Annotated in this window: 22 protein-coding genes; 3 read left to right on the top strand and 19 right to left on the bottom strand. The window is 37.2% G+C overall.

Going from position 1 to position 23,598, the window contains the following annotated elements; translation table 11 throughout:
• Positions 1–101: 101 nt before the first annotated feature.
• Entirely contained in the window at positions 102–800 is a 699-nt protein-coding gene (locus QU661_RS03975; RefSeq protein WP_304990426.1) for a hypothetical protein, read from the bottom strand.
• Between the two features lie 60 nt (positions 801–860).
• Positions 861–1,586: an alpha/beta fold hydrolase gene (locus QU661_RS03970; RefSeq protein ID WP_304990425.1), complete on the bottom strand. Its 726-nt coding sequence runs from the start codon at positions 1,584–1,586 to the stop codon at positions 861–863.
• A 147-nt stretch (positions 1,587–1,733) separates the two neighbouring features.
• Here QU661_RS03970 and QU661_RS03965 point away from each other — a divergent pair, with 147 nt between their 5' ends.
• The 3 genes from QU661_RS03965 to QU661_RS03955 all read left to right on the top strand — a co-directional run bounded on the left by QU661_RS03965 (position 1,734) and on the right by QU661_RS03955 (position 4,944).
• The gene (locus QU661_RS03965; protein ID WP_304990424.1) at positions 1,734–2,774 is read left to right on the top strand and encodes a YibE/F family protein; all 1,041 of its coding nucleotides are present in this window, start codon (positions 1,734–1,736) and stop codon (positions 2,772–2,774) included.
• A complete protein-coding gene (locus QU661_RS03960; RefSeq protein ID WP_304990423.1) occupies positions 2,767–3,528 on the top strand; it encodes a YibE/F family protein in 762 nt (253 codons plus the stop codon). The genes QU661_RS03965 and QU661_RS03960 overlap by 8 nt, the downstream gene beginning before the upstream one ends.
• A 66-nt stretch (positions 3,529–3,594) precedes the next feature.
• Positions 3,595–4,944, top strand: a complete 1,350-nt coding sequence (locus QU661_RS03955; RefSeq protein WP_304990422.1) for an MATE family efflux transporter — start codon at positions 3,595–3,597, stop codon at positions 4,942–4,944.
• Positions 4,945–5,074: 130 nt separating this feature from the next.
• On the opposite strand, the gene QU661_RS03950 is transcribed toward QU661_RS03955, so the two are convergent.
• From QU661_RS03950 to QU661_RS03870, 17 genes are all read right to left on the bottom strand, one after another.
• The gene (locus QU661_RS03950) at positions 5,075–7,516 is read right to left on the bottom strand and encodes a hypothetical protein (protein ID WP_304990421.1); all 2,442 of its coding nucleotides are present in this window, start codon (positions 7,514–7,516) and stop codon (positions 5,075–5,077) included.
• A gap of 370 nt (positions 7,517–7,886) precedes the next feature.
• Positions 7,887–8,933, bottom strand: a complete 1,047-nt coding sequence (locus tag QU661_RS03945) for a YeiH family protein (RefSeq protein ID WP_304990420.1) — start codon at positions 8,931–8,933, stop codon at positions 7,887–7,889.
• 101 nt (positions 8,934–9,034) lie between these two features.
• Entirely contained in the window at positions 9,035–9,310 is a 276-nt protein-coding gene (locus QU661_RS03940) for a glutaredoxin-related protein (RefSeq protein WP_304990419.1), read from the bottom strand.
• A gap of 8 nt (positions 9,311–9,318) precedes the next feature.
• Complete coding sequence (locus QU661_RS03935) at positions 9,319–10,875, bottom strand: ABC-F family ATP-binding cassette domain-containing protein (protein ID WP_304990418.1); 1,557 nt, start codon at positions 10,873–10,875, stop codon at positions 9,319–9,321.
• A 202-nt stretch (positions 10,876–11,077) separates the two neighbouring features.
• Positions 11,078–12,055 (bottom strand): flavodoxin family protein, encoded by a 978-nt coding sequence (locus tag QU661_RS03930; RefSeq protein WP_304990417.1) that lies wholly within the window; start codon positions 12,053–12,055, stop codon positions 11,078–11,080.
• A gap of 150 nt (positions 12,056–12,205) precedes the next feature.
• Positions 12,206–12,931, bottom strand: a complete 726-nt coding sequence (locus QU661_RS03925; protein WP_304990416.1) for a zf-HC2 domain-containing protein — start codon at positions 12,929–12,931, stop codon at positions 12,206–12,208.
• Positions 12,928–13,413: an RNA polymerase sigma factor gene (locus tag QU661_RS03920; protein ID WP_304990415.1), complete on the bottom strand. Its 486-nt coding sequence runs from the start codon at positions 13,411–13,413 to the stop codon at positions 12,928–12,930. Before QU661_RS03920 ends, QU661_RS03925 begins: the two co-directional genes overlap by 4 nt.
• A gap of 166 nt (positions 13,414–13,579) precedes the next feature.
• Entirely contained in the window at positions 13,580–14,398 is an 819-nt protein-coding gene (gene folK / locus QU661_RS03915; protein WP_304990414.1) for a 2-amino-4-hydroxy-6-hydroxymethyldihydropteridine diphosphokinase, read from the bottom strand.
• A 70-nt stretch (positions 14,399–14,468) separates the two neighbouring features.
• On the bottom strand, positions 14,469–15,281 hold the full coding sequence (gene folP / locus QU661_RS03910; protein ID WP_304990413.1) for a dihydropteroate synthase: 813 nt from the start codon (positions 15,279–15,281) through the stop codon (positions 14,469–14,471).
• Positions 15,282–15,336: 55 nt separating this feature from the next.
• A complete protein-coding gene (locus QU661_RS03905; RefSeq protein ID WP_304990412.1) occupies positions 15,337–15,897 on the bottom strand; it encodes an HD domain-containing protein in 561 nt (186 codons plus the stop codon).
• Positions 15,898–15,904: 7 nt separating this feature from the next.
• Positions 15,905–16,462, bottom strand: coding sequence for a GTP cyclohydrolase I FolE (folE, locus tag QU661_RS03900; RefSeq protein WP_304990411.1), 558 nt, complete (start codon positions 16,460–16,462; stop codon positions 15,905–15,907).
• A complete protein-coding gene (locus tag QU661_RS03895; RefSeq protein ID WP_304990410.1) occupies positions 16,455–17,753 on the bottom strand; it encodes a bifunctional folylpolyglutamate synthase/dihydrofolate synthase in 1,299 nt (432 codons plus the stop codon). The genes folE and QU661_RS03895 overlap by 8 nt, the downstream gene beginning before the upstream one ends.
• Positions 17,754–17,914: 161 nt before the next feature.
• A complete protein-coding gene (locus QU661_RS03890) occupies positions 17,915–19,873 on the bottom strand; it encodes an FtsX-like permease family protein (RefSeq protein WP_330692479.1) in 1,959 nt (652 codons plus the stop codon).
• Between the two features lie 11 nt (positions 19,874–19,884).
• Positions 19,885–20,640, bottom strand: coding sequence for an ABC transporter ATP-binding protein (locus QU661_RS03885; RefSeq protein ID WP_304990408.1), 756 nt, complete (start codon positions 20,638–20,640; stop codon positions 19,885–19,887).
• A 90-nt stretch (positions 20,641–20,730) separates the two neighbouring features.
• A complete protein-coding gene (locus QU661_RS03880) occupies positions 20,731–21,642 on the bottom strand; it encodes a sensor histidine kinase (RefSeq protein WP_304990407.1) in 912 nt (303 codons plus the stop codon).
• Between the two features lie 7 nt (positions 21,643–21,649).
• Positions 21,650–22,321 carry a response regulator transcription factor gene (locus QU661_RS03875; RefSeq protein WP_304990406.1) on the bottom strand — a complete coding sequence of 224 codons (672 nt, stop codon included), beginning with the start codon at positions 22,319–22,321 and terminating at the stop codon, positions 21,650–21,652.
• Between the two features lie 201 nt (positions 22,322–22,522).
• A complete protein-coding gene (locus QU661_RS03870) occupies positions 22,523–23,545 on the bottom strand; it encodes a YdcF family protein (RefSeq protein ID WP_304990405.1) in 1,023 nt (340 codons plus the stop codon).
• Positions 23,546–23,598 lie beyond the last annotated feature (53 nt).

Genomic DNA, 23,598 nt, shown 5'->3' with positions numbered 1-23,598 from the left:
ATTTAGATTAAAATTAAAAATCCACACGAAAGTGAAATATTCCAAATTACTGGAATTATTAACACCGTGTGGATTTTATATTATTCGTAATGAATGTACTATTAATTATCTAAAAAGGACGTAATTGTCTTATAGAAATTTGGATATGTCTCTTTTAGATACTTAGCATTTACTACCCAGTTTATAAGTAGGAGTTCAAGTACTTGGGCAAAATCACTATTTAACTCCGTCAAATCATTTGGCGTGAGCTTAACATAATCACCTCGCAATCTAAATTCGTCCATTAGGTGTAGCAACTCCCACAATAGATCAGAGAAATACTCATGATCATATAGCATGGGGTTTGAAGAAAGAATCAAGATATCTGTCTTTGATGCTATGATTACATCACTGATTATAGTATAAATTCCTATATCAGCATTGACCGTAAATCCGCTGTTCTTAATAGCGCTAATTTTATCCTGTTCAGATAAATCTGAATCATTTATAGTTTGCAATAGTGCTTCATCTATATTAGATACGAGTGCGAGCATGCTCATAAGTTCGAAACCTATATCGCTAAAGAATGTGCTCGTTAGCATTCGAGTCTTTTGACGACTGTCGCGTTTATTATTGATATCGAGGAGTTCACCCACTACAACAGTTGTAATTGCAATACTTATAGGAATGAATGCCATGTCTTGAAATATATAGAACTCTGTATTCCTCACATCCTTAAATATAAGAATCTGCATTCCATATATACACGCAGATATTGCGAGCAGTACTGATATGATGACGATATTTTTCTTATTTAACATAGTATCCCCCCGCTTACAGTATCCAATGCACAACTATTCTTATGTCGGTACTTATTTCCTCTATACTAATTTATCATATAAATTGTTCGTTTTCTCTTTTACCTTAGTATCTTTTGATAAAAAATCGCCTAAAGCGCTATTAAATCTCTTATAGTTCCAACGTGCAACAGTGTGTTTTCCAGGAATAAACTCAAGCTGGGCATCTGGTATATGCTCAGCGATAAACTTTGTATGACTCCCGTACATCAAGTCGAAAGTACCCGCAACCACAAGTGTCTTAGACTTTATACTCTTCAGTTCATCAGCGCTGACTACCGGTTCATTTTTCATGAGTTCAAGTCTTTCAGCTCTTAGTCTCCTCTTTTCAAGGCTTATGCTAAAAGTAGCATTGATTAGCTCAAGTAATTCGATTCCAATTCGAACAGTGAATCTAAGCGCCCTATACTTTATATTCGCTCCGTTAAGAATGAGCTTATCAACGCGTTCTGGATGATCTATAGCAAAACGAATTGCGACATTTGCTCCATCTGAGAAACCAAGAATATGTGCTTTCTCGATATCATGCATATCCATAAAAAAACGCAAATCTTCAGAGAACTGCAAAATCGTGAGAGGCTTATCACCGCGCGGAGTCCTTCCGTGTCCTCTCGAATCGACAGCTATAACCCTATATTTAGTTGAAAAATAGTTAATCTGGTGATAAAAGTAACTGCTATCTAAACCATTCCCATGGAGCATAATCAGCACTTCACCCTCACCTTTTTCTATATAGTTATGCTTAATCATGATATTTACATTGTATCAAACTAATTTTGTTTTTGAATATCTTTTTAGTGAATTTTTTGAACATAATAAAAACTATTTTCACATATGACTCAAGCAAATAACAAGCGTACTCTACCAGATATATCAACTGTGCGCTATAATTAACGTATGAAGAATAAGTATTTGTTAAGAATGGCTATCTCAATGGTGGGTGCAGTCATTTTATTTCTGTTTGTCGTTAATAATTCATGGATGTATAAATCCCCCGTCGCTAAAGTCCTCGCTGTCCATAACAATGGTAATCAGCAGTCTATTGAACTGCGTCTTGAAAATGGGAGTGATAAAGGAAAGACCGTCCATATAAAAAACAAGTATGATAAATCGCAGGTTTACGATGAGAGATACTTTAAACACGACTACGTGTTTCTTAATGATGAATACACTGGTATAACCGGAGTAAAAAGAGATTACTGGGTTGCAGCTATATTCTTATTTTTGCTTTCATCGCTAATCACAGTTGGCGGAAAAAGAGGTGCTTACACATCATTATGTATTCTCGGGAACATTGCGCTTTTTAGTCTTATTATTTATATGAACATGCGTGGTGCAGATATTCTCTACATGACAGTTGCTGGCTCCGAGGTATTTACGTTCTTCGTACTACTGGTAGTAGACGGAATATCTCGCAGAATGATATTATCGTTTGCAGCAGCATTACTGACCACCTTGCTACTTTCTAGTCTTGTCATGCTCTTAATATGGAATACCGATATAGATTATGATTTTCTTCACTTCTTGCCGGAGCCATTTACAACTACAGATGCAAATCACTTTTTCCTCGCTCAGATAATTATCGGTTGCTTGGGAGCTGTAATTGACGTATCAGTTACCATTACTGCCACTTGTATGGAGCTCATCGAGAGAACTCCTAGCATTAGCAACAAATCACTTCTCACGTCAGTGCGTGAGGTTGCAGATGATATAAATGGAACCATGATAAGCGTTGTTCTTCTAACGAATATAGCTTCAACCCTGCCGATATTCTTAATCTCTATGTCTAATGAGATAAGTTTCAGAACGGTAGTAAGCCACGATGCATACTTCTATATAGTTCGTTCACTTGCTGGAATGCTCTCGATAGTTGTTGCCATACTCGTCTCAACATTCGTTACATCTCTTGTAGCTAGAAAGGAGCTAAAACATGATTAAAGTGCTTATCATTGTGTTCGTCCTCCTATCTCTATTTGCGGGAGGTGATCGAACTGCAAAATCACTTATGACAACTGCAATTAATATAGCAATATTCGCCATGCTCATAGAACTCATTTATCTTGGGTTTAACATCGTATTTACGACAGCCATCGCTGCTATTCTCATCACAGCTGTGACAATATTTTACCAGAATGAGAACAACATCAAGACAGTTTCTTCATTCATTTCAGTGATTATCGTTCTTGCTATTTCCTCATTGGTCATATCATTTATAATCACTCACGCACATCTTCAAGGCTTTGGGGTAGTCGGTGATGTCAAAATACAACCTTCAAATGGGTACGAAGAAGATATTAGGATTAATATGAGATTAGTTCAGGTGGCTGTATTTATCGTTGTTTTGATTGGTGGATTAATTGATACCGCAGTAGCAATATGCTCTGGAACTTATGAAATTCTCAGACATAATCCTAATGTGAAACGCTCAGAAATCATCGAATCAGGTATGAATATAGGTTGCAAGATACTAAGCTCTAACATCAATACATTATTTTTTATATTTGCTGGAGAATTCATGATTATGTGTATCAGTTTCCTAAAATTTTATTCATGGAGCACTCTAATCAATTCTAAAGATTTTACTCAGGAACTCATTGCAATCATGATTAGTGCAATAGGAACGGTTATCATAATCCCTATTTCTTCATATGTTGCTTCACGGTTCATGTGCCGAACTAGTGCAGTTGATTAGAGGGTACATGATTTTACATGAATTTATACATATTTACATTTATTTACACTCATGTAAAATATGTATATGGAGACTAAGATTAATCGCAACAAAATTCAATTATCAGACCATTTTACTTATTTTAAACTGATAAGATTCGTCATCCCTTCTATAGGCATGATGGTGTTTACTTCAGTTTATGGCATAGTTGATGGTCTTTTTGTATCTAATGTTGTAGGGAAAACAGCTTTCGCTTCTATAAATCTCGTTATGCCGGTCGAGATGATTGTTGGCGCCATAGGCTTCATGATTGGAACAGGTGGAGCTGCACTTGTCGCGAAGACACTTGGTGAACAACGAAGGGAACGTGCAAATCAATACTTCTTTATGCTTATAGCTATTACAGCGATTGCTGGAATTTTTATATGCATCTTAGCACATGTATTTATGGAGAAAATATGTCTAGCACTCGGTGCTGATTCAAGTATGATAAGTGCCTGCGTTACTTATGGAAGAATAAGCATGTATTTTAACGTGTTCTTCATGCTACAGAACTGCTTCCAAGATTTCCTGATCGTTGCTGAAAAACCACATCTTGGACTTCTATGCACTGTAATCGCTGGACTCTCTAACATCGTGCTTGACGCACTATTTATATACGTTTTGGGCTGGGGTGTTGCAGGTGCTGCTATCGCAACAGGTATAAGCGAAGCTGTCGGAGCTATAATCCCTCTAATTTATTTTATTAAGCCTAATTCCAGCCTGCTGAGGCTAGTACAGACCAAACTTGAGTTTAAGCCTATCATTAAAGCATGTGGTAACGGAATTTCGGAAATGGTTACGAGTATTACTTCTTCATTTGTAAGCATGTTTTACAATGTGCAACTTATAAAATATATAGGCTCAGATGGGGTTGCTGCGTATGGAGTGCTAATGTACGTATTATTTATATTTGCAGCGATTTACATCGGTTACTCTATGGGATGTGCTCCTATAATTAGTTACCATTATGGCGCTCAAAACCCAAGTGAATTACGAAATATACTTAATAAAAGCTTTAGGTTATTAGCAGGTACAGGATTCTTGATGCTAATCATCGGTGAGGTATTTGCAAGGCCCCTTTCTTTATTATTCGTAGGTTATGATGATGCGCTAACAGATATGACTGTTCATGCTATGAGAATTACCACTGTATGCTTTGTGATTCTAGGGATAAATGTGTTTGCTTCGTCATTCTTTACTGCATTAAGTAATGGATGGCTTTCTGCTGTAATATCATTCCTAAGAACCTTCGTATTCAAACTCTCATTTGTAATATTACTACCATTGATAATGGGAATTGAGGGAATATGGTGGTCAAATCCACTTTCAGAAATCATAGCATTTATCATTTCAATTTTTTTCTTATCTTTGATGCGTAAACGATACTACTATTAAATTTATAATTAAATATAATACTAAAATAATCCTGATCTACATAAAACTGCATGACCAGAATTATTTTAGTTTAGCTGATATAGTTAAGCAATTTAACTATATTTTACTTAAAGTGTTAGTAGCGTGTTCTCTATTTCTCGTTGCTCTTTCTTCTAGCATAAACTGTAACAGCAGCGAGCATTGTAGCAACTAGCATACTTAGTGAGTATAGGATTACGGAACTCGAGTCACCTGTCTTAACTACTCTGCTAGTTGATCTTCCATGCTTTGTAGCTTTTGCAACATTGCTTGGAGTAGATCTATGAGCAGAAGCTGTATTTACAGATGATGAGTTTGCTGGCTTCTTATTTGCAAAGAAGAAATTCGAGAAATGATCAGCTTCAAACTCGATTTTCTTTCCATCGATAATCTTGAAGTCTTTAATTTCCTCAAGCTGCTTATTCCCCTTGTCGTGGAGAATAACAAGCTTTTTTGGATCTACTTTCTTAAGCTCAAGCTGAACTTTAACCTTCTTACCAGTTTCTGGCTGGATCTTGTTGTCTGAACCATCTCTAAGAGATATATCATATGCCTCATAATCATAATCATTTAGATTATATCCGGCAACATTGTAGCCGAGGAAAATTTTCTTAAAAGCATGTTCAGAATCAATCTTTTTAACCTCAATATCCTTGGTTCCAGGAGCAACAATCATGTTCTTTACACTAGGATGTCTATCTGATTTAAGCTCGATAGTATAGATTCCAGCTGCACCTTTATTGAAGATTGGAGTCTCAGAACCGTCTTTACCCTTTATCTTTCCATCGAAATTAACTGTGCCATCTGCATTGAAGATAGCTTTCATTAAATCACGACCCCTGACTCTCTTACCATCAATAAGAACTGTGCTGATTGATGATGCATAGTCTTCCTGTGAAAGACCTTCTGGAAGTGTCAGTTTATTATCTGCGAGCTTAATTTCTCCATCATGATACTTAGATCTTAAGTTGAAAGATGCTTCGATATCAGCAAAGTTCTCATCTTCGTAAACAGCTGTATATGTACCCATTCCAGTTTTATCTGTTTCCTTGAATGATATCTTGTTACCAGATACTGTGTAGTCCTTGCCCTGTTCAAGAGTATTTCTACCCTTATAAATAGCTGCTAGCTTGTAGTTACTTCCCGCAGGAGTCTTAACTTCAGGTGTTACTGTAACACCATCCTTGAACTCAGCATCATTAATAGTAGCACCATACTTTTCGTCAAGAAGTGTCTTGCAAAGAACGTTAGTGTTTATAACAAGATCAGCCTTATCTCTAACTAGATAACGAATCTGAATGATTCTCTTGCCCTGTAATTCCTCATGACGCTTATAGTCAACTGTGTTACCGTGTGGTTCTACGAAATCCTTCTTTACAGCGAACGAGAACTCATTTGGACGAAGCCAAATATTTTCAAGATGCTCCATACCATACTGCTTGCCATCACTAGTCTTAACGATAATCCCTTCGATTTCATCAATCTTAGGAATCTTCTTGGAATCAACGTTTACTAGATAGTGACCCCAATTGCTGCCAGTCTTAACTGTTACCTTTGCATCAGGATCAAGCACTTCCTGAGTGGTTGTAGCTGATAGTGTTCCATCACCATTAAGAACTTTGTACTCATAAGATGGTGCTGCAGGGTCTTCATTTGCCTTGAAATTCTTTACAAGGTTTAGAAGTGGATTGTTAGAAGACTTACCTTCTTTAATTGCCTTCATCGCTTCAACATATAGACTCTTCCTAATTGCAACATTTGCATCCTTTATACCTAGGATTTCAACTCCGTTTTCCTTTTCCTCAAAATACGTAGTTGGGAATCTCTTTGACTTAACTTTTGTAGCACTCGTTACTGCATCGTACTGCCCTGCACCTCTCATACTTTTGGCCTTGTCTTCAGAATTCAAGTCCATGCTCTGAATTCCATTTCTGAGGTTGTTAAGTTCACCATAGTAGAAATCAGCATATGTTAGGTTAATCTTGCCGTATATATAATCATTATCGGCTATAGCATCAATTCCCGTCTTAGAATCTGAGTTATTTCCTGGTGTTGAATTATTATTCCCGGGGTTTGGATTAGGGTTTGGCTTCTCATTATTTCCAGGATTTATAGGTGTAGTTCCGCTATCCTTAGCTTCGGCATCCTGCATCATTTTGATAGCGATTCTCTTCGCACCCTTGAGCGAATATGTCGCACCAGTATTAGAATCAACTAACCCATTTACAGAGCTTAGTGTAGCTGGCTTTCCAACTAGTGTTCCTAACTGCATTCTGGTTAAATCAACATATCCTTGGTTCATTCTATCCATATTTGCAGCAGGTGTGCACTCTATGGACTTGATAACTCCATCTTTTACTTCCATCTTAAGACTGATATCGTAACCACTCCATATAGAACGCGGATCCTCAGTTACTCTACCGGAGCCCGTATATATTTTGTCCTTAGCAACCTGGTCACCTGTAATCGCAAAAGAGTTAGCGGCACCCATGCTGAACAACATACTGGACGTTAAGGCTGCGGTAAGAAGCTTCTTCGACCAATTTTTCTTCATCTACTTATTCCTCCTTAATGAATAAATACATGCAATGCAAAAGCGTGTTTAATAATACTGTTGGGTTAATTTAGACAAATTAAGTTAGTTCACTTAAACTAACCCATGAAGAATTTTAACATCATATCAATAAAAAATCTACACATAATTTATCTAAATTTATTACAACTTTTCCATAATTTAATTAATTATTATAATTTTTCTTGACTAAATCTTTAAAGACGTATAGTAGATTATCGTTAAATAGCGCATTTAAAAAGCCTGTAGCATTAGCAAAGGACATAACTCCCCTGCTAACGTTCAGGCTATCATAATTCATAACGATTCGAAATTTTTATATGGCATATTTAGGAAATATACCCAAATATCTCTACCAAAGCCCCAACACATGCTGAAGAATCAGGCTGACTACCGTAATCCCTACCCAGCATGTTGCTCCAAGAGCAAGAGGCTTTCCTCCTGTCTTTATTAGCTTCACTATATTGCTATTAAGCCCTATTGCTCCCATAGCCATGACTATAAAGAACTTGCTGAGTGACTTAAGTGGCTCGAAAGTCTTTGCATCTACTCCAGCAGACACACATACCGTCGTTATCAGAGAAGCAACTATAAAATACAGTATAAACATTGGAAATGCCCGCTTTAGGCTAAATGAATGTTCCGTTTCTGTTTCACAATGAGAGTTGTTCTTCTTTTTCGCCGTATAAACTGCAAGTAATAGTGTTATCGGTATTATTGCTAGTGTTCTAGTAAGCTTAACGGTTACGGCTTTATCAAGTGACTGCGTCCCAAGTCGCCACATGCTGTCCCACGTAGATGCTGCTGCTGTAACTGAAGATGTATCATTTACTGCGGTTCCTGCAAAAATTCCAAATGCGTCCCCACTTGTAGTACTCATGCCAATCATGTGTCCAAATATAGGAAATATTAGAGCTGCAATAACATTAAAGAAAAATATTACTGAAATTGACTGTGCTATCTCATCATCGGAAGCATCAATTACAGGCGCCGTAGCTGCTATCGCGGATCCCCCACATATTGATGAACCGACCCCAACAAGTGTAGCTGAATTTGCATCTACCTTCATGACCTTGCGCATCACGTAAGCAAGTATAAGTGACGTCGAGATTGTACACACAATAATCGGCAGGGATTGAACACCAGTATCTAGGATTACTCCTAAATTGAGACCAAATCCTAATAGCACAACTGCCAGCTGTAGGATGTACTTCGATGTAAATTTTATACCCTTCCCGAATCTGCCTTTATCAGTCCAAAACAGAGCTATTATCATACCTAATAGAATTGAAAAAACCGGTCCACCAACAACCGGTACAAACTTACCAAGTAGCCAGGCTGGTATGGCAATCGCAATACATGCGATTATTCCTGGCAATTTGGCTCTAAATGAATTCATATAAATCTCCTTGCGAAGTTGTCAATAAGCTGAAAATACATTAGTAGTATAGCACAAACAGCTTCAAATTTCATAATTGGTGAGATATACCTAACCTTGAACTACTGCGGATTCGCTTCAAGCCCTGCATCGCTTGGATCAAGAGATATACGTCCATTTTCTAATACAAAGCAAGGAATGCCAACGCCTCCCGTGGCTTTTATATCTTTAAAAATCTCCGCATTTCTCTCTGAATCTCGCAACCTAAGAAATTCTTTCAGCTTGAATACATGCTCACCTATTTCTATATACTCGTATTCATTTTCGCGACCAGAAATCTGGTCCATAAGATATAAGCAGTCTGGGCATGTAATCATGCCGTAAATTTTAATCATCATACACCTCGCTAAAATACTCTAGTAGTCCACTCTGTACAGTCCCACACCTCTGTAGCTACATCATCATAGAAGAACGGATCATGGCAAACCATGAGGATGCTTCCCTTATATTCGTTAAGAGCCCTCTTTAACTCGTCTTTAGCATCTACATCTAAATGGTTAGTCGGCTCGTCGAGAACTAATAGGTTAGATGGTCTATTTAGAATTTTACAAAGTCTAACTTTAGCCTGCTCTCCTCCCGATAGCACTTTAACCTTGCTCTCGATGTGCTTCGTCATCAGACCGCATTTTGCGAGAACCGCACGTACTTCCGCTTGTGTATATGAAGGAAATTCTTTCCATACAGCCTCAATGCATGTGTTGTCATCATCAGCACCGTCTTCCTGTGCGAAATAGCCGATTTCAAGTCCGAAACCCCTTTCTGAAGTTCCAGAAATCGGACTTATAAGCCCGAGTAGGCTCTTAAGGAGTGTCGTCTTACCAATTCCATTAGCACCTGTGAGAACCACCCTGCTGCCCCTCTCGAGTGAAATATTAAGCGGAGAGGATAAAGGTTCATCATATCCGATAACTAAATCCTTAGTCGTGAAAATAAACTTTCCAGGCGCCTTGGAGTACTCAAAGTGAAAATCTGGCTTAGGCTTCTCGACAATTTTCTCAATAAGCTCCATGTTATCGAGTTTCTTCTTGCGTGACATCGCCATATTTCTAGTGGCAACCCTGGCTTTATTTCTATTTACGAAATCCTGAAGCTCTGCAATCTCCTGTTGCTGCCTGTTATATGCAGCCTCCCTCTGAGCCTTCTGCATCTCAAAGACTTCAAGGAAATGATCGTAGTCGCCGACGTATCTGTTAAGCTGTTTTTCATACATGTGATAAATTGTATTGATTACGCTATTTAGAAATGGGATCTCATGAGAGATTAGGATAAATGCGTTTTCGTAATCCTGTAGGTATCTAGTCAGCCAGGCGATATGTTCCTCGTCGAGGTAGTTGGTCGGCTCATCGAGAAGTAAAATCTCAGGCTTCTCTAGTAAAAGCTTACCAAGAAGAACCTTCGTACGCTGACCGCCTGAAAGCTCGGACACATCACGGTCTAACCCGAGCTCCGTTAGACCTAGTGCACGTGCGACCTCGCTCACCTTGGCATCAATCATATAGAAATCATGCGCAGTCAGGAGTTCCTGAAGTGTGCCAGCTTCCTCCATATAAGAATTCATAGTTTCTTCATCCACATCAGCCATCGACATATACAGCTCGGTGATACGTGATTCCATATCATATAGATAGTCAAAAGCACTAGCTAAAACGTTTTCAATCGTCATGTCCTTCTTGAGTACGGAATGCTGATCAAGATAACCAACACGTACATTCTTTGACCACTCAATCTTGCCCTCATCTGGCTGTAAACTGCCAGTTATTATATTCATAAAAGTAGACTTTCCTTCACCATTGGCACCGATTAAACCGACATGCTCTCCTGGAAGAAGCCTAAATGAAACATCCTCAAGAATTGCTCTATCACCGAATCCATGTGAAACGTTTGAAACAGTTAAAATACTCATTAATCTCTTTTACTCCTGTACATGCAGATATATATATTATCAAAATTCACGTCTCTAAATTATACACTATCACTACTATATTGTAATGCTTAAGCTGATATTAAGATTTAGAAGTTTATGCAAAATAATAAGGGTACCCATAGGCACCCTTATCTGAATATTTTGTTGGTTATACGGCTTGGCATATCGCCTTTATCAGCTATTATTTTGAAGGCGATGGAGTTGGCTCACAAACTGCTGTATAATGTGCCTTCCTCGCTTTGAAAGTCTCATCCTTAAACAGGTTCATGAGTCTACCTTCGTTCTCAAAGATATCCTGACCATGTAATGCTTTTCCAGATAGAATATCGTGAGCATGATGAAGAGTAGCTGGATCGAACTTGAGTCGTAATGCTCCGTCCATCATAACGAGCTCACCCTTAAGTCCACAAAGCTCGCATTCAGCTTCGTTGGTATCCGGGTGAATATAGAAGTTGTTACCATGACAGTGAGGACATGCACCCTTGTGTCCCTTAAAATAGTCAAGCTTATCGTTTTCTGGATCCATAATCATGAGATTTCTCTCCGCGATGTCCTTCGCAGCTTCAACCAGATTCCTTCCGATTTCCTTCACGCGAGCAACCTTGTTATCCTGCATGAGAACATCCTTTGACCAAGAGAAGTAATCGTTATCAACAACCTTCCAGCCAGGGCTCATAGCGAGCATTGCGTGATCAGTCTCAGTACGCACAGCCCAGTCAGATCCGCCAATTCCAAGGAATGAAATCGCTCTCTGCTTAAAGTACTTCATAGGTAGAGGCTCCTTGCCCTGTTCCATCATCTTTGCCTGACATCCGAGCATTAGACCAGTATCATGACCAGGTCCCATTCTATCCATTAGGTTATGGAACATACCTGTACCACCTGACTCAAATATTGGGTCTACAACTAGTATTCCGTCTGAATCGGTCATCTTCTCATATAGCGCTGCAAAGTCGTCCTTCTGCAAACAGACCATCCCCTTGCCCATTACGAGAGCTCTTGAACAAGCGACACATCCAGTACATGGCTTGATGTTCCAGTCAAATAGATGGATAAACTCTATATCGCACCCCATCTCCTTTGCCTCTTCAAGTGCAACGCGACACATAGTGTCATTATTACCGTTCTTTGTTCCTAGAGAAATTCCTAAAATTTTCATACTCAATCCCCCAACATTTACCATAAATCATCCATTTATAAGCACTTGTTAAAAACAAAACACTGCTTACAACTAGATATTACAATAGGAGGATTCATTTGTATAATTGATATATACACATAAGTATCATAACTGTTATGTTATGAACTGCTAGCCTATAAACCCATTACTTTTAGTCCATATCAGCTTCGATTTGCTCTTAACTACATTAAACTCCCTTTTATATCTTTCAAGATTAAATTCATCTTGTGGTATATTGTAAATAAGAACCTCTCTTTCCTTATACCTCTCCCATGCATCTGATGACATATAATAAACTTCCTCTATGTCAGCTAACTTTTCTTCTCCCTTCTCATCTTCATACGAATACTCCCTATTTGGTCCTTTCCAAATTATTCGGTCAGAATAACTGCTATCGTTACTAGTTCTATGTGTTCGATTCAAAACTATAATTAGTACTTTTCCGTCAGTTGAGATTACCCGATCAACGTCTCGATACTTCTCACTAGTTTTCATACTATCTTTTACCCACTTTATTTTCGCCTCTTTGTATGGCATATAAATCCTATGATTATCGTAGTAATCCCAAGCAAAGACCGCAACTATCGATGTAAATATTACCGAAATCAAAACTGTTATCTGTATCTTAAAGCTTATCCTCTTCCGTATTTTATTAAGGGAATCATAGATACTTTTATTTTCAATTTGGTTAACTGCACAGCTATGTACTTCATCTCCTGATAGTTTTTTTAGCTCATCCCTACAGCTTTCACATTGTTCTATATGTTCATCAACTAAATTCTTACTATCATTAGACAGCATATCTTCGACATATAAAGGCAGTAAGTCTTTAATCACGTCACAGCTTATCTTCATTTTAAGACCTCCAAATTATCCATTATCTTTAAACGACTTCTGTGGTAAGTAACGCGCGCCCATCCATCAGATTTACCAAACAATGTCCCTATGTCACTAAATGATAAGTCTGCATAAACTCTAAGCATAAAAACTTCTTTATATGGTTCCTCTAAAGCATGGATTGCGGCTCTTAATTCCTCTGACTGTTCCTTGCCTAGGATAATGCTCTCAACACTTTCATCCACAAGGTTATCTGATTCATCGCATTTTAACTCGCAGAGGCGGTTATTCTTATTGAGGTAAGAGAAATAAATATTCTTAGCAATTTGACAAAGCCACACCCTAGCACTCGATTCTCCGCGGAATGAATCAAGTTTTTTAAGCGCCCTAAAGAACGTCTCCTGTGTAATCTCTTCGGCGAGCAAAGAGTCTTTACACATAGAGAAAATGTATCTATAGACCAATGTGAAGTATTCACGATATAGCTGGTCTAAATCCATCATGTCCTCCTTTAGTATTTGCGTTTCTATTTATATGACTCTGCTTTATCTAAAACGTTACAAAAACTCTCTTATATTTTAAATTTATTGAAAAAAGAAAGTCCATGTGTATAACACCGACTTTCTTAAAGTATGTAAAATATTTAATCAGTTTAGCTTTTATGATTTATCCTTTAAGCTCTTCAAGCAGCTGCATGACTGTTTTGTTAAGTGCAGGATGGCGGAGATAAGGTGAGATTTGTGCTAGAGGTTTTAGCACAAAGTCTCTCTTGTGCATCTCAATATGAGGAATAGTAAGATTCTCATCCTCCACAATACAGTCATCATACATGATAATATCGAGATCTAGTGTCCTTGGACCCCAGTGCACCTTCCTTTCACGATGTGCCTCAAGTTCAATTCGCTGTAGCTCGCCAAGGAGCTCTTTAGGAGATAATAGCGTATCAACTAGTAGCGCTCCATTTAAGAACTCATCCTGCTCAACTCCACCGTAAGGCTCTGTTGTAATATAATCAGATACTTTAACTACTCTGCATCCCTTAATTTCTCCTATGCTCTTAATACCAAAATCGAGATATGCCTTTTTGTCGCCCATATTTGATCCAATAGCAACGTAAGCCTTGTGCCAGAAACGTTCAATCTTGACAGAAGCCTCTCTTAGCGGAAGTCCAATCGGTGCCCATGGCTTCTTTATCTCAACAGATACGCCCTTCACTATCTCGTATCTAAGCAACATTGCTTCAGCAAGCTCTTCGGCAGCAGCTTCAAGAAGCTTGACTGTGTGAGTTTTTGTGTGCTCTGTGACAAATGACGCCACATCACCATAATTAATCGAGTCATCGAGCTCATCTGTCTTACCCGCGAGCCTAGTGTTTATATATAATTTTATTGTAAATACGAACTTCTGCCCCAATGTATTCTCTTCAGGGAATACCCCATGATTCGCAAAGACTTCAAGGTCAGTTATTTTAATCTCATCGTACATTTTCAGTCTCCTCGTGTACGTTCAAGCTATGTAATTTACTTTTCAGCACATAGCATATGTAGTTTTTATCCTATATATGCTCCCTGAGAATTGCTTGCATAGTCTTCATCGCACGATAGTTTTCTTTAACATCATGAACTCTAAATATAGATGCACCCTGAACCACACCGTAAACAGTAGTTGCAACCGTTCCTTCAACCCTCTGGTCAACCGGTAGGTCTAGTATTAGGCCAAGCGTGGACTTTCTCGAAGTTCCAAGTAGGACTGGTAGCTCTAACTCCTTCATTTTATCTAAGTGATGCATAGCCATAAGATTATGCTCAGGCTTTTTACCAAACCCAAAGCCCGGATCCATCACAATCTTATCCATTTTTACTCCATGAGACTTGGCTATATCAATGCAGCCACGCATATCATCAATCCATTCTTTTACAAAATCGGTATAGTCAGTGTTGTTTCTATTATGCATGATACAAACTGGAACATCGTACTTCGCTGCTGCTTCAGCTACCTTTTCATCGTACTTGAATCCCCATATATCATTTACCATATCGGCACCACACTCTAGGGCAGCTTCTACAACTGCCCCCTTGTAACTATCGATAGAAACTGGGACATCAACGCGTTCCTTGACAGCTCTAATCACAGGTGCGATTCTCTCAATCTCTTCCTGCTCCGTAATCTGAATGTGTCCAGGTCTAGTTGACTCACCGCCGATATCAATAATTGCAGCGCCATCTTCAATCATCTCTTCAACATGGCGTAGCGCACTGTCCATATCGTTCCACTTGCCTCCATCAGAAAATGAATCGGGAGTGAAGTTAAGAATTCCCATGATGTAACAGTCGTTTTCTAAATCAAAAATTTTTTTGCCAATTCTCATTTTATTCCTTTTCCTTTCCACATTACTGTTGTGGATTAAAGAATATTACAACTTATTAATACGTAATATTCTTGTTCTTCTTATTATTGGGCCACTTACATGTATCACGCGCATCACATATAAAACATAGCCGAGACTCCTTATCTGCACGTTTAATGACATAGGTTAATTCCCCTATAAGTCCGCCAGCCTCTTTAGTTTCAGAATGCCCTCTATGACCACTAACCGCAGCTATTATCGCTTCTAGTTCCTCTTCGGTATATGATGACCTCTTTAAAATTTCCTCTGCAATCTTAGCTCCTGCTTCGTCATGAGGAATGCCATCAGTATACTCCTTACTTCGCCCTATATCGTGAAGTAAGGCTGCAGCATATATTACATCCTTAGGTATCTCCAAAGCCTCTTCAAGCGAAAATACGTATGCAATGCGAGCAACCTCCATCAGATGTGTAAAGTCATGTCTACAGTAGATTCTTTGAATCTCAGTACATTCAATATCTTCCATGCACCTCCGCCAAAGCTCATCACGGTAAATGGAATCAAGCCTCTTCATAGACTCATTGTCATTAGAAGGAATGGCTCTATATGTAATCATACTTTTTACAGAATAAGCCATCTAACCACTACCTATGTTCCATCATTCTGAAAAATGTATTCTGAAGATGTTCATCGTTCTCAAAGCTTCCTCGCGCCATAACCGTAACTGTCTTGGTTCCTGGCTTCTTAATACCGCGCATAGTCATGCACATATGCTCAGCCTCTATCATAACCATCACACCCTTTGGATTAAGCTCCTCCATGAATGCATCAGCTATCTGCGTTGTCATTCTCTCCTGAAGCTGAAGCCTCTTAGCAAATACTTCAACGGTCCTCGCCATCTTGCTGAGTCCGATTACCTCGCCATTAGGTATATATGCAATAGCTATGCGTCCATAAAACGGTAGCATGTGGTGCTCGCATAGGGAATAGAACTCTATGTCTTTCTCTAGCACTATATCGTTATTTTCAACATCAAAGCGCTTTGCTAGGTATGTACTTGCTGAATCGGTATATCCACCTGCAAGCTCTTCATACATTTTAGCGACGCGTTCAGGTGTTTCGAGCAATCCTTCTCTTGTGACATCCTCGCCGATTCCATCCAGTATGAGCCTTACACCCTCCATGATTTTATCTCTATCCATTGTTAGTCCCTCTTCTTTCTACAATCCTTTTTACGTCCCCTAGGAACGATAGTGACCCACATACGAGAATCACATCGTGTTTATTAGCATATTCATACGCTTTCTCCATGCCCTGGCAAATACTATCCGCAGCCTCGACATGCTCCGAGTAAGCGAGAACTTTTTCTTTTAACTCTTGTGATGGCATAGCTCTATCGTTATTTGGCGTCTCAACCGTTATAACCTGCTTTGATAAAGGTACCAGGTGTGATAGTAACTTATTGTACTCTTTATCTTTAAATACACCAATAACCAGTATTACCTTCTTATCCCCAAAATACTGACATATTGACGACTCAAGTGCGATTGCCGCACCTTCGTTGTGTGCGCCGTCGATTATTACAGTAGGTTCCTTTGCTAATTCAGTGAATCGTCCAAACCACCTTGCAGCCTTTAGTCCATCGTATATCGCTTTATCTGGTATTATGACACCCTTATCCCTTAATGCCTCTATTGCTAGTATCGCTAATGATGCGTTACTGAACTGGTGCACTCCTGCAAGCGATATGGTCACATCTTTCCATGAGCTGTAATTAAAGCGTTGTTCTCCTATTCCATATGAGATTGGTTCAATAGCAGCTTCATCAACCACTCTAAGCTCAGATCCGAGTTCATCACACTTAGCTGCTAGTACTTCTTCAGCATCTTCATGTTGCTTAGCACTTACCGCTATGGTATTCGGTTTGATAATGCCAGCTTTCTCACCAGCAATCTCCTTAATAGTCTCTCCTAGAAATGCCATATGGTCCTTCGAAATAGGCGTTATCACTTCGACCAGAGTTGTGTTTACGACATTCGTCGCATCTCCTCTACCGCCTAGACCGGTCTCTAGCACTACGAAGTCGCATCCTCTGCTCTTAAAATACACCATAGCTAGAGCCGTCTCCGCTTCAAATAGCGTCGGTGAATTTAGCCCATCCGCAACCATGCCGCTAATCGCTTCAGCGATCACTGTCGTATGACGTGCAAGCTCATCATCTGTTATATGAACACCATTTACCTGAAACTGTTCGCCGTATTCAAAAAGCCACGGAGAGAAGTAGCACCCCGTGGTATATCCTGCTTGAATTAAGATACTAGATAGATACGAGAGAATCGACCCTTTGCCATTGGTGCCAGCGACATGAATAAACTTTAACTCGTCCTGTGGATCACCCAGTCTGTGGAGTAGCTCGCGCATACTGTCCAGGCCAAGTACACTTCCGTATCTGGAAAGTTCATCCAGATATACTCTTGACTCCTTGTAATTCATTTATTACTCCTAAATCATTCTAAATATGTATATATTTTAATTCAGCAAGAGTTTAGTATCAAGAGATATTTCAACAATGAAAAAGCCCCATTATATTGGGGCTCATAAGTGCTATATTTCAAATGTTTATCCCTTATCTCAATAATAAAATAAAACATACTTCATTGCACAATTTTATAATACGTACGTGATGTAAACTTGAAAATAATGAAGTAAACCATGAAGAATACCGCAATTACTATACCAAAGAATTTACCATATTGTATAAAACTGTTAACACCAAACAATCCCAGTAATTGATAAACTATCTTCGATGCAATTGTACTATGAATAACTGCGACGATGAGCGGGGCAAAAAACATCCATACTATTTGCGATGAACTTGTTTTCTTAATTAGTCCATCAGACAAACCGATTTTTTTCATTATCTGATATTTTTCCCTATCTTCGTAACCCTCACTAATTTGTTTATAGTATATAACTAGAATAGTTCCAGTTAAGAAAACTAACCCTATTATGATACCAAGGAAAAGAAATCCCCCGTTCATTTCATATATTTTATCTAAATATTCCGATTTAGATAAAACAAAATAATCTTTTCCTTCCTTAAGCTTATTTAATTCACTCCTATATATCTTTTCCGAAAGACCTGAAACATTCCAATTCACATTGCAGCTAATGATTGAGTTTTCCTTTTTTTGTGTTTTCACATTTGTGGTTTTCAATGAACTGCTTATATATTTCATAGTGGAGAAATCCTTTACTATAATAACATATACCTCAGCTGCATAATTTGAAGGTGCTATATTGGGAATTTCTTTTACTTTAAATGTACGATCTCCTATTTTAAGATTCTTCATCCCAAGGAGTTGTTTATGATTGGCACAAATAAGTACTTCATCATCATTTAGTTTAATGTTATTGTGAGTTTGAGCATTATACCCATCCAAGTTATTTACAAAAATATATCTTGGTTCAATATTTTTATAAGGGGTAAATTCTACAAAGGAATTTCCTTTTTTAAGAATTGCTGTTGTCATATTGTAGGATATATATTCATCTTTAATTTGTTTATCATCTTTTACAGTTTTATTAACTTCCTCTTTAAGTGACTTTGCAACTTCTTTATAATTGTTCTCATCCACAGACACTTTACTATTAATCTGATAATCCCTTGGAAGAATATTTTGCGCTGTAGACTGTATGTTTGAGTATATTGTTGCAGTAACTGATAAAGTAATAATAATGCCGACACTCATAATTGATATGCTGGCAAGAGACACCGCATTACTCTTCATACGATATATAAGACCACTGATACCCAAGAATTTTGTAGGTTTAAAGTAGCTCTTTCTCTTTTTCTGCCTCTTCAAAACAATGATCGAGAACGATATATAAAGTAGGTAAGTTGCAATCATAACCAGGATAGCGGCGATGAAAAAGTTAAATAATGAAGACAATGAACCCTTTGTTGTCAATGCAATATAATAACCTGCTGATAATGTTATTAGTCCTATAACCGAAATTATCCATCTGGATTTAGGCTCACCCTCCCCACTGTGTTGCTTGCTAAGCAATTGAATTGGTGTTGACAGATAAATTCTATAACTGCTACGAAGCACAGTAATCATATATAGTACGGCTATTATTGCCAAGCTTAAAAGCATAGCAATAATGCTGAAAGGAAAGTCCATGAGTCTGCCTGAAACATCATGCATTAGACGGTTAAGTCCTAAAAAAGTAAGCTGCCCAAAAATATACCCACCAACAACACCGACAACTGCTATCATAGAAAACAATACAAAAAACTCGATGCTGATTATTTTACGAATATGTTTCTTTTCTAAACCGAGTATTGCGTATAAAGCAAACTCTTTATTTCTTTTTTTTAGCAAAAAGTTTGTCGTATATGTTACGAATATAAAAGTAAATATACCTACTACTATTGCTCCCATTGCTATAACGGTAGGAAGAGAATCATGTCTCGTCTGAACATAATTATTATTTATTAAACTCGCCATTATATTAAATAGAATCAACATAATACCTGCTGACAAAACAAATGGAACTTCTAACAATCTATTTGCCTTCAAATTTTGAAAAGCAAACTTTCTAGCCATTGAGAATGTCATTATTTATCACCTCTATTCAACATAAATTGAGCTTGATTAATACGCTCCATGAATTCTGCTTGCCTCTCATTTTCCCCACGGTATATTTCGTGATAAACGACTCCGTCTTTAATAAACAACACTCTGTTTGCATATGATGCCGCCCTTAAAGAGTGTGTAACCATAATGATTGTCTGCCCATTCTGATTAATAGTGCGGAACATCTTTAGTAACGTTTCAGAAGACTGTGAATCAAGCGCACCTGTAGGTTCATCCGCAAGCAGCAGAGACGGCTCGGTAATTATAGCCCTTGCAACAGCTACTCTTTGCTTCTGCCCACCTGATACTTCATACGGGTATTTTTCCAACAAATCCCCTATACCAAGCGGCTCCTTTAAATTACTTAACCTTGACCTCATGATAGCCTCTTTTTCATCTGAAAGAACAAGTGGTAGGTATATATTGTCACGGTTGTTAAATTGATCAAGCAGGTTAAAATCTTGAAAAACGAAACCAAGCTCTTTTCTACGGAATTCTGAAACTTCGGTGTCCTTTAACGAATTTGTATCTTGCTCATTTAGAACAACCGTACCAGAAGTAGCTTTATCGAGTGTAGCTATTATGTTTAATAAAGTTGTCTTACCGGCACCTGATTCGCCCATTATTGAAATAAATTCACCTTTCTCTACGGAAAAATTAACACCTTTTAGGGCTTCTGTTGTAATCTTTCTAGTTTGATATAATCGCTTTACATTTTTTAATTCTAAGATTGCCATATCTTCATCACTCCTTTTCTTTATGTCATAATTTTACTAATACACATATATTCCTGCATTTATTTAATATGACAATCTCTATTCCTAAACTTACAGTTCTGAAAGATTGAAAGGAAATTGCACTATAAATTTGCTTCCAACGTTTATCGTCGATTCAACTTTTACTTTAACATTTATCAAATCTGCAATAGATTTAACAAGATACAATCCAAGACCACTTGATTTCTCGTTTATTCTTCCATTGAAGCCTGAATAACCTCTGTCAAAAATCTTTCCTAAATCTTCTGACCGAATCCCAATACCTGTATCTTGAATGCTCATAGTATTGGTCCTTTCTTCATATGAGATTTTAATAGTGCCAGATTCCGTATATTTAATTGCATTAGAAAGAATCTGTTCAATAAGAACTGACAACCATTTCGCATCGGATATAACTTCTACGTATATTGGTTCATATTCCAAAGAAATCCCTTTTTCTATAAACATCATGGAATATTTCTTGAGCAAGTTCTTTATGATTTTATCAAGATTAATGAACGTTATATCCATATCTGCCTGTCTATCAATTAGCTTTAAATAATTGATTGCCATATTAGTATATTCTTCAATATAAAACATTTGCGCTTTAAGCTTCTTGTTATATAACGAGCTATCCTTTTGCAAAATTAGGTTTGCCACCGTAATAGGAGTCTTAATTTGATGCACCCATAAGAGGAAATATTCCTCAAGATTTCTTCTGTCATTCAAGGCTTGACTTTGCAATTGTTTATTTTCTAATTTTAATTGTTCTGCTATTTCTCTATATCCCTCTTTTTTATAATAATTGAACCACTGAATGAATAGATATAAGAATACGCCAAATGAAATCCCTTCTATACCTAACACTAGATACTCTTTTTCTAAATTAGCAAATAAAAAAATAGCGCTGAACACTATTATCGAATATATTGCGAAAATAATTACTTTATATTCACTTTTAATATAATTTATAAACTTATTCATATTAACCTCACTGTAGATAATAACCAATACCCTTCTTTGTTTGAATAAATTCATCTAACCCTACGCCAGCCAGTTTCTTTCTAAGCCTTGTCATATTAACAGCTAACGTATTATCATCTATAAAATCATCCCCTTGCCAACAATGGTTTATAATATCCTCTCTCTTTGCAATTTGTCCTTTCATATTAAATAAAATATCAAGTATCAAAAGCTCTGTTCTTGTCAATGAAAGAGAAAATTCTTCTCCCTCAAGTTTTGCTGAAGACAAATTTAATGTCAATTCCCCATATGCAAGCTTGTCACTATCTAAAGTATAGTCATATGTCCTTCTCAAAATCGCCTGTATCTTGGCTATAGTTACTGTTATATCAATAGGCTTTGTAATAAAATCATCTGCTCCAAATTGTATTGCTTGCACCATATCCATAGATTCAGAATGTGATGAAATGAAAACTACAGGAACATTTGACTTTTGACGAATCCTTTGCGTCCAATAGAATCCATTGTAATATGGTAAACTAATATCCATAAGGACAAGATTGGGTTCAAATTTTTCAAAAGTCTCGTATACAGTGCTAAAGTCTTCGATGCTTTTCGTTTGATATCCCCATTGATTAAGTTCATCACTAAGAATAGAATCTATCGATTTATCGTCCTCAATAATTAAAATTTTTAGCATTCTTATCTCCTAAAACTTCTGACTTTTAACAATCATAATTTTTAATAACAACTATTCCATACACTACAATTTATCATAAATAAGGTTATAAATCTGTACAAAAAATAGTCCTATTGACTTAATTACTAAAAGGACTATTCTATTCGATATTGATATTCATTATAAAAAACAGATAATTGCAGTCTCAAATGTGTCAGTGAATTAGAAAAGTAAATATCCATATGAAAGAAACAATCCAGATATTAATATTGCATAAAACGCAGCAAACACCCATTTTATTTTTACACATAGTGCTATAAACTCCCTGATAAAAGCAGACGGGATGTAGTATCTTGCTGTGCGGCAACCTAAACCATCGCCAACCATTCCGACTTTCTTTGCATAAGCTCCAGTACGATATACGTGGTAATTATTAGTTACAAACAAAAATTTAGGATTCTCAATTAGAGATTCACCTATTTTTTTTGAAAATAGCAGATTTTCATACGTTGTTGTTGACTTATCTTCTAGTATGATTCTGTCAGTTGGAACAGTTGTCTCTTTTTCTATATAATTAGCAATTGCTTGTGCTTCAGAGATTTTCTCGTCGTTTCCTTTTCCTCCGCTAGCAATAATCCTAATATTCGGATTCTTTGATTTATAAAATGCTTCGATAGCTTTATCAATACGTTGTTTCAATAAAGGTGTCACATATTCGCCTTCTTTCAGTCCCGCGCCATGGATAATGATGAAATCATAGAGCTTATTTTTAGGGATAGCCAAATATAAAATTGAATATAGCATGAGTCCTACAAAAGCTGATCCAAAAAGTAAGTACGAAAAAACGATTATTATAAATATGATGGTTAGAATCATATTTGAAAAAAACAACCTCCCTACACTTGTGTAATAGAAAAATATCAATGCAAAAAATAGCAAGATGATTATACCTAATATTAAAGAAAGTAGATTGGTTTTGGACAGTCCTTCGCGTTTCAATAAAATGAAGCCATTGTATATTAAGAACACTGCACTTAAAAGAATTATTAAAGGTATCACGAATAATAGCAGGAATATTATAAAACCATGTGCAACTACATAACCAGAATCATAAAGTATTTTTGCCACAGATATATTAATTAATATTATACATATGATTAACAATGCCGGATTCAAAAAACTTCTTCTATCTCTCCAAACTGAGAAAATAAAAGCAATTATAGCAAATAGAGTTATTAAATACATAATACATTAACACTCCCTTTCGAAATCGACATCATAATTTTAGTATATCACAA

It is taken from the genome of Mogibacterium neglectum, from assembly GCF_030644205.1.
Lineage (GTDB): Bacteria > Bacillota > Clostridia > Peptostreptococcales > Anaerovoracaceae > Mogibacterium > Mogibacterium neglectum.
The sequence above is the reverse complement of the archived record's forward strand: the minus strand, read 5'-3'. Positions and strand labels throughout refer to the sequence as shown.

What these genes read in the sequence shown, in the direction of transcription:
- folK (WP_304990414.1), bottom strand. Translation starts at nt 14,398, where the DNA reads ATGTACGATGAGATTAAAATAACTGACCTTGAAGTCTTTGCGAATCAT.
- QU661_RS03890 (WP_330692479.1), bottom strand. Translation starts at nt 19,873, where the DNA reads ATGGCTAGAAAGTTTGCTTTTCAAAATTTGAAGGCAAATAGATTGTTA.
- QU661_RS03935 (WP_304990418.1), bottom strand. Translation starts at nt 10,875, where the DNA reads ATGAGTATTTTAACTGTTTCAAACGTTTCACATGGATTCGGTGATAGA.
- QU661_RS03965 (WP_304990424.1), top strand. Translation starts at nt 1,734, where the DNA reads ATGAAGAATAAGTATTTGTTAAGAATGGCTATCTCAATGGTGGGTGCA.
- QU661_RS03955 (WP_304990422.1), top strand. Translation starts at nt 3,595, where the DNA reads ATGGAGACTAAGATTAATCGCAACAAAATTCAATTATCAGACCATTTT.
- folE (WP_304990411.1), bottom strand. Translation starts at nt 16,462, where the DNA reads ATGGATAGAGATAAAATCATGGAGGGTGTAAGGCTCATACTGGATGGA.
- QU661_RS03970 (WP_304990425.1), bottom strand. Translation starts at nt 1,586, where the DNA reads ATGATTAAGCATAACTATATAGAAAAAGGTGAGGGTGAAGTGCTGATT.
- QU661_RS03880 (WP_304990407.1), bottom strand. Translation starts at nt 21,642, where the DNA reads ATGAATAAGTTTATAAATTATATTAAAAGTGAATATAAAGTAATTATT.
- QU661_RS03925 (WP_304990416.1), bottom strand. Translation starts at nt 12,931, where the DNA reads ATGAAGATAAGCTGTGACGTGATTAAAGACTTACTGCCTTTATATGTC.
- folP (WP_304990413.1), bottom strand. Translation starts at nt 15,281, where the DNA reads ATGAGAATTGGCAAAAAAATTTTTGATTTAGAAAACGACTGTTACATC.
- QU661_RS03975 (WP_304990426.1), bottom strand. Translation starts at nt 800, where the DNA reads ATGTTAAATAAGAAAAATATCGTCATCATATCAGTACTGCTCGCAATA.
- QU661_RS03875 (WP_304990406.1), bottom strand. Translation starts at nt 22,321, where the DNA reads ATGCTAAAAATTTTAATTATTGAGGACGATAAATCGATAGATTCTATT.
- QU661_RS03945 (WP_304990420.1), bottom strand. Translation starts at nt 8,933, where the DNA reads ATGAATTCATTTAGAGCCAAATTGCCAGGAATAATCGCATGTATTGCG.
- QU661_RS03960 (WP_304990423.1), top strand. Translation starts at nt 2,767, where the DNA reads ATGATTAAAGTGCTTATCATTGTGTTCGTCCTCCTATCTCTATTTGCG.
- QU661_RS03920 (WP_304990415.1), bottom strand. Translation starts at nt 13,413, where the DNA reads ATGGATTTAGACCAGCTATATCGTGAATACTTCACATTGGTCTATAGA.
- QU661_RS03905 (WP_304990412.1), bottom strand. Translation starts at nt 15,897, where the DNA reads ATGGCTTATTCTGTAAAAAGTATGATTACATATAGAGCCATTCCTTCT.
- QU661_RS03940 (WP_304990419.1), bottom strand. Translation starts at nt 9,310, where the DNA reads ATGATGATTAAAATTTACGGCATGATTACATGCCCAGACTGCTTATAT.
- QU661_RS03895 (WP_304990410.1), bottom strand. Translation starts at nt 17,753, where the DNA reads ATGAATTACAAGGAGTCAAGAGTATATCTGGATGAACTTTCCAGATAC.
- QU661_RS03950 (WP_304990421.1), bottom strand. Translation starts at nt 7,516, where the DNA reads ATGAAGAAAAATTGGTCGAAGAAGCTTCTTACCGCAGCCTTAACGTCC.
- QU661_RS03870 (WP_304990405.1), bottom strand. Translation starts at nt 23,545, where the DNA reads ATGTATTTAATAACTCTATTTGCTATAATTGCTTTTATTTTCTCAGTT.
- QU661_RS03930 (WP_304990417.1), bottom strand. Translation starts at nt 12,055, where the DNA reads ATGAAAATTTTAGGAATTTCTCTAGGAACAAAGAACGGTAATAATGAC.
- QU661_RS03885 (WP_304990408.1), bottom strand. Translation starts at nt 20,640, where the DNA reads ATGGCAATCTTAGAATTAAAAAATGTAAAGCGATTATATCAAACTAGA.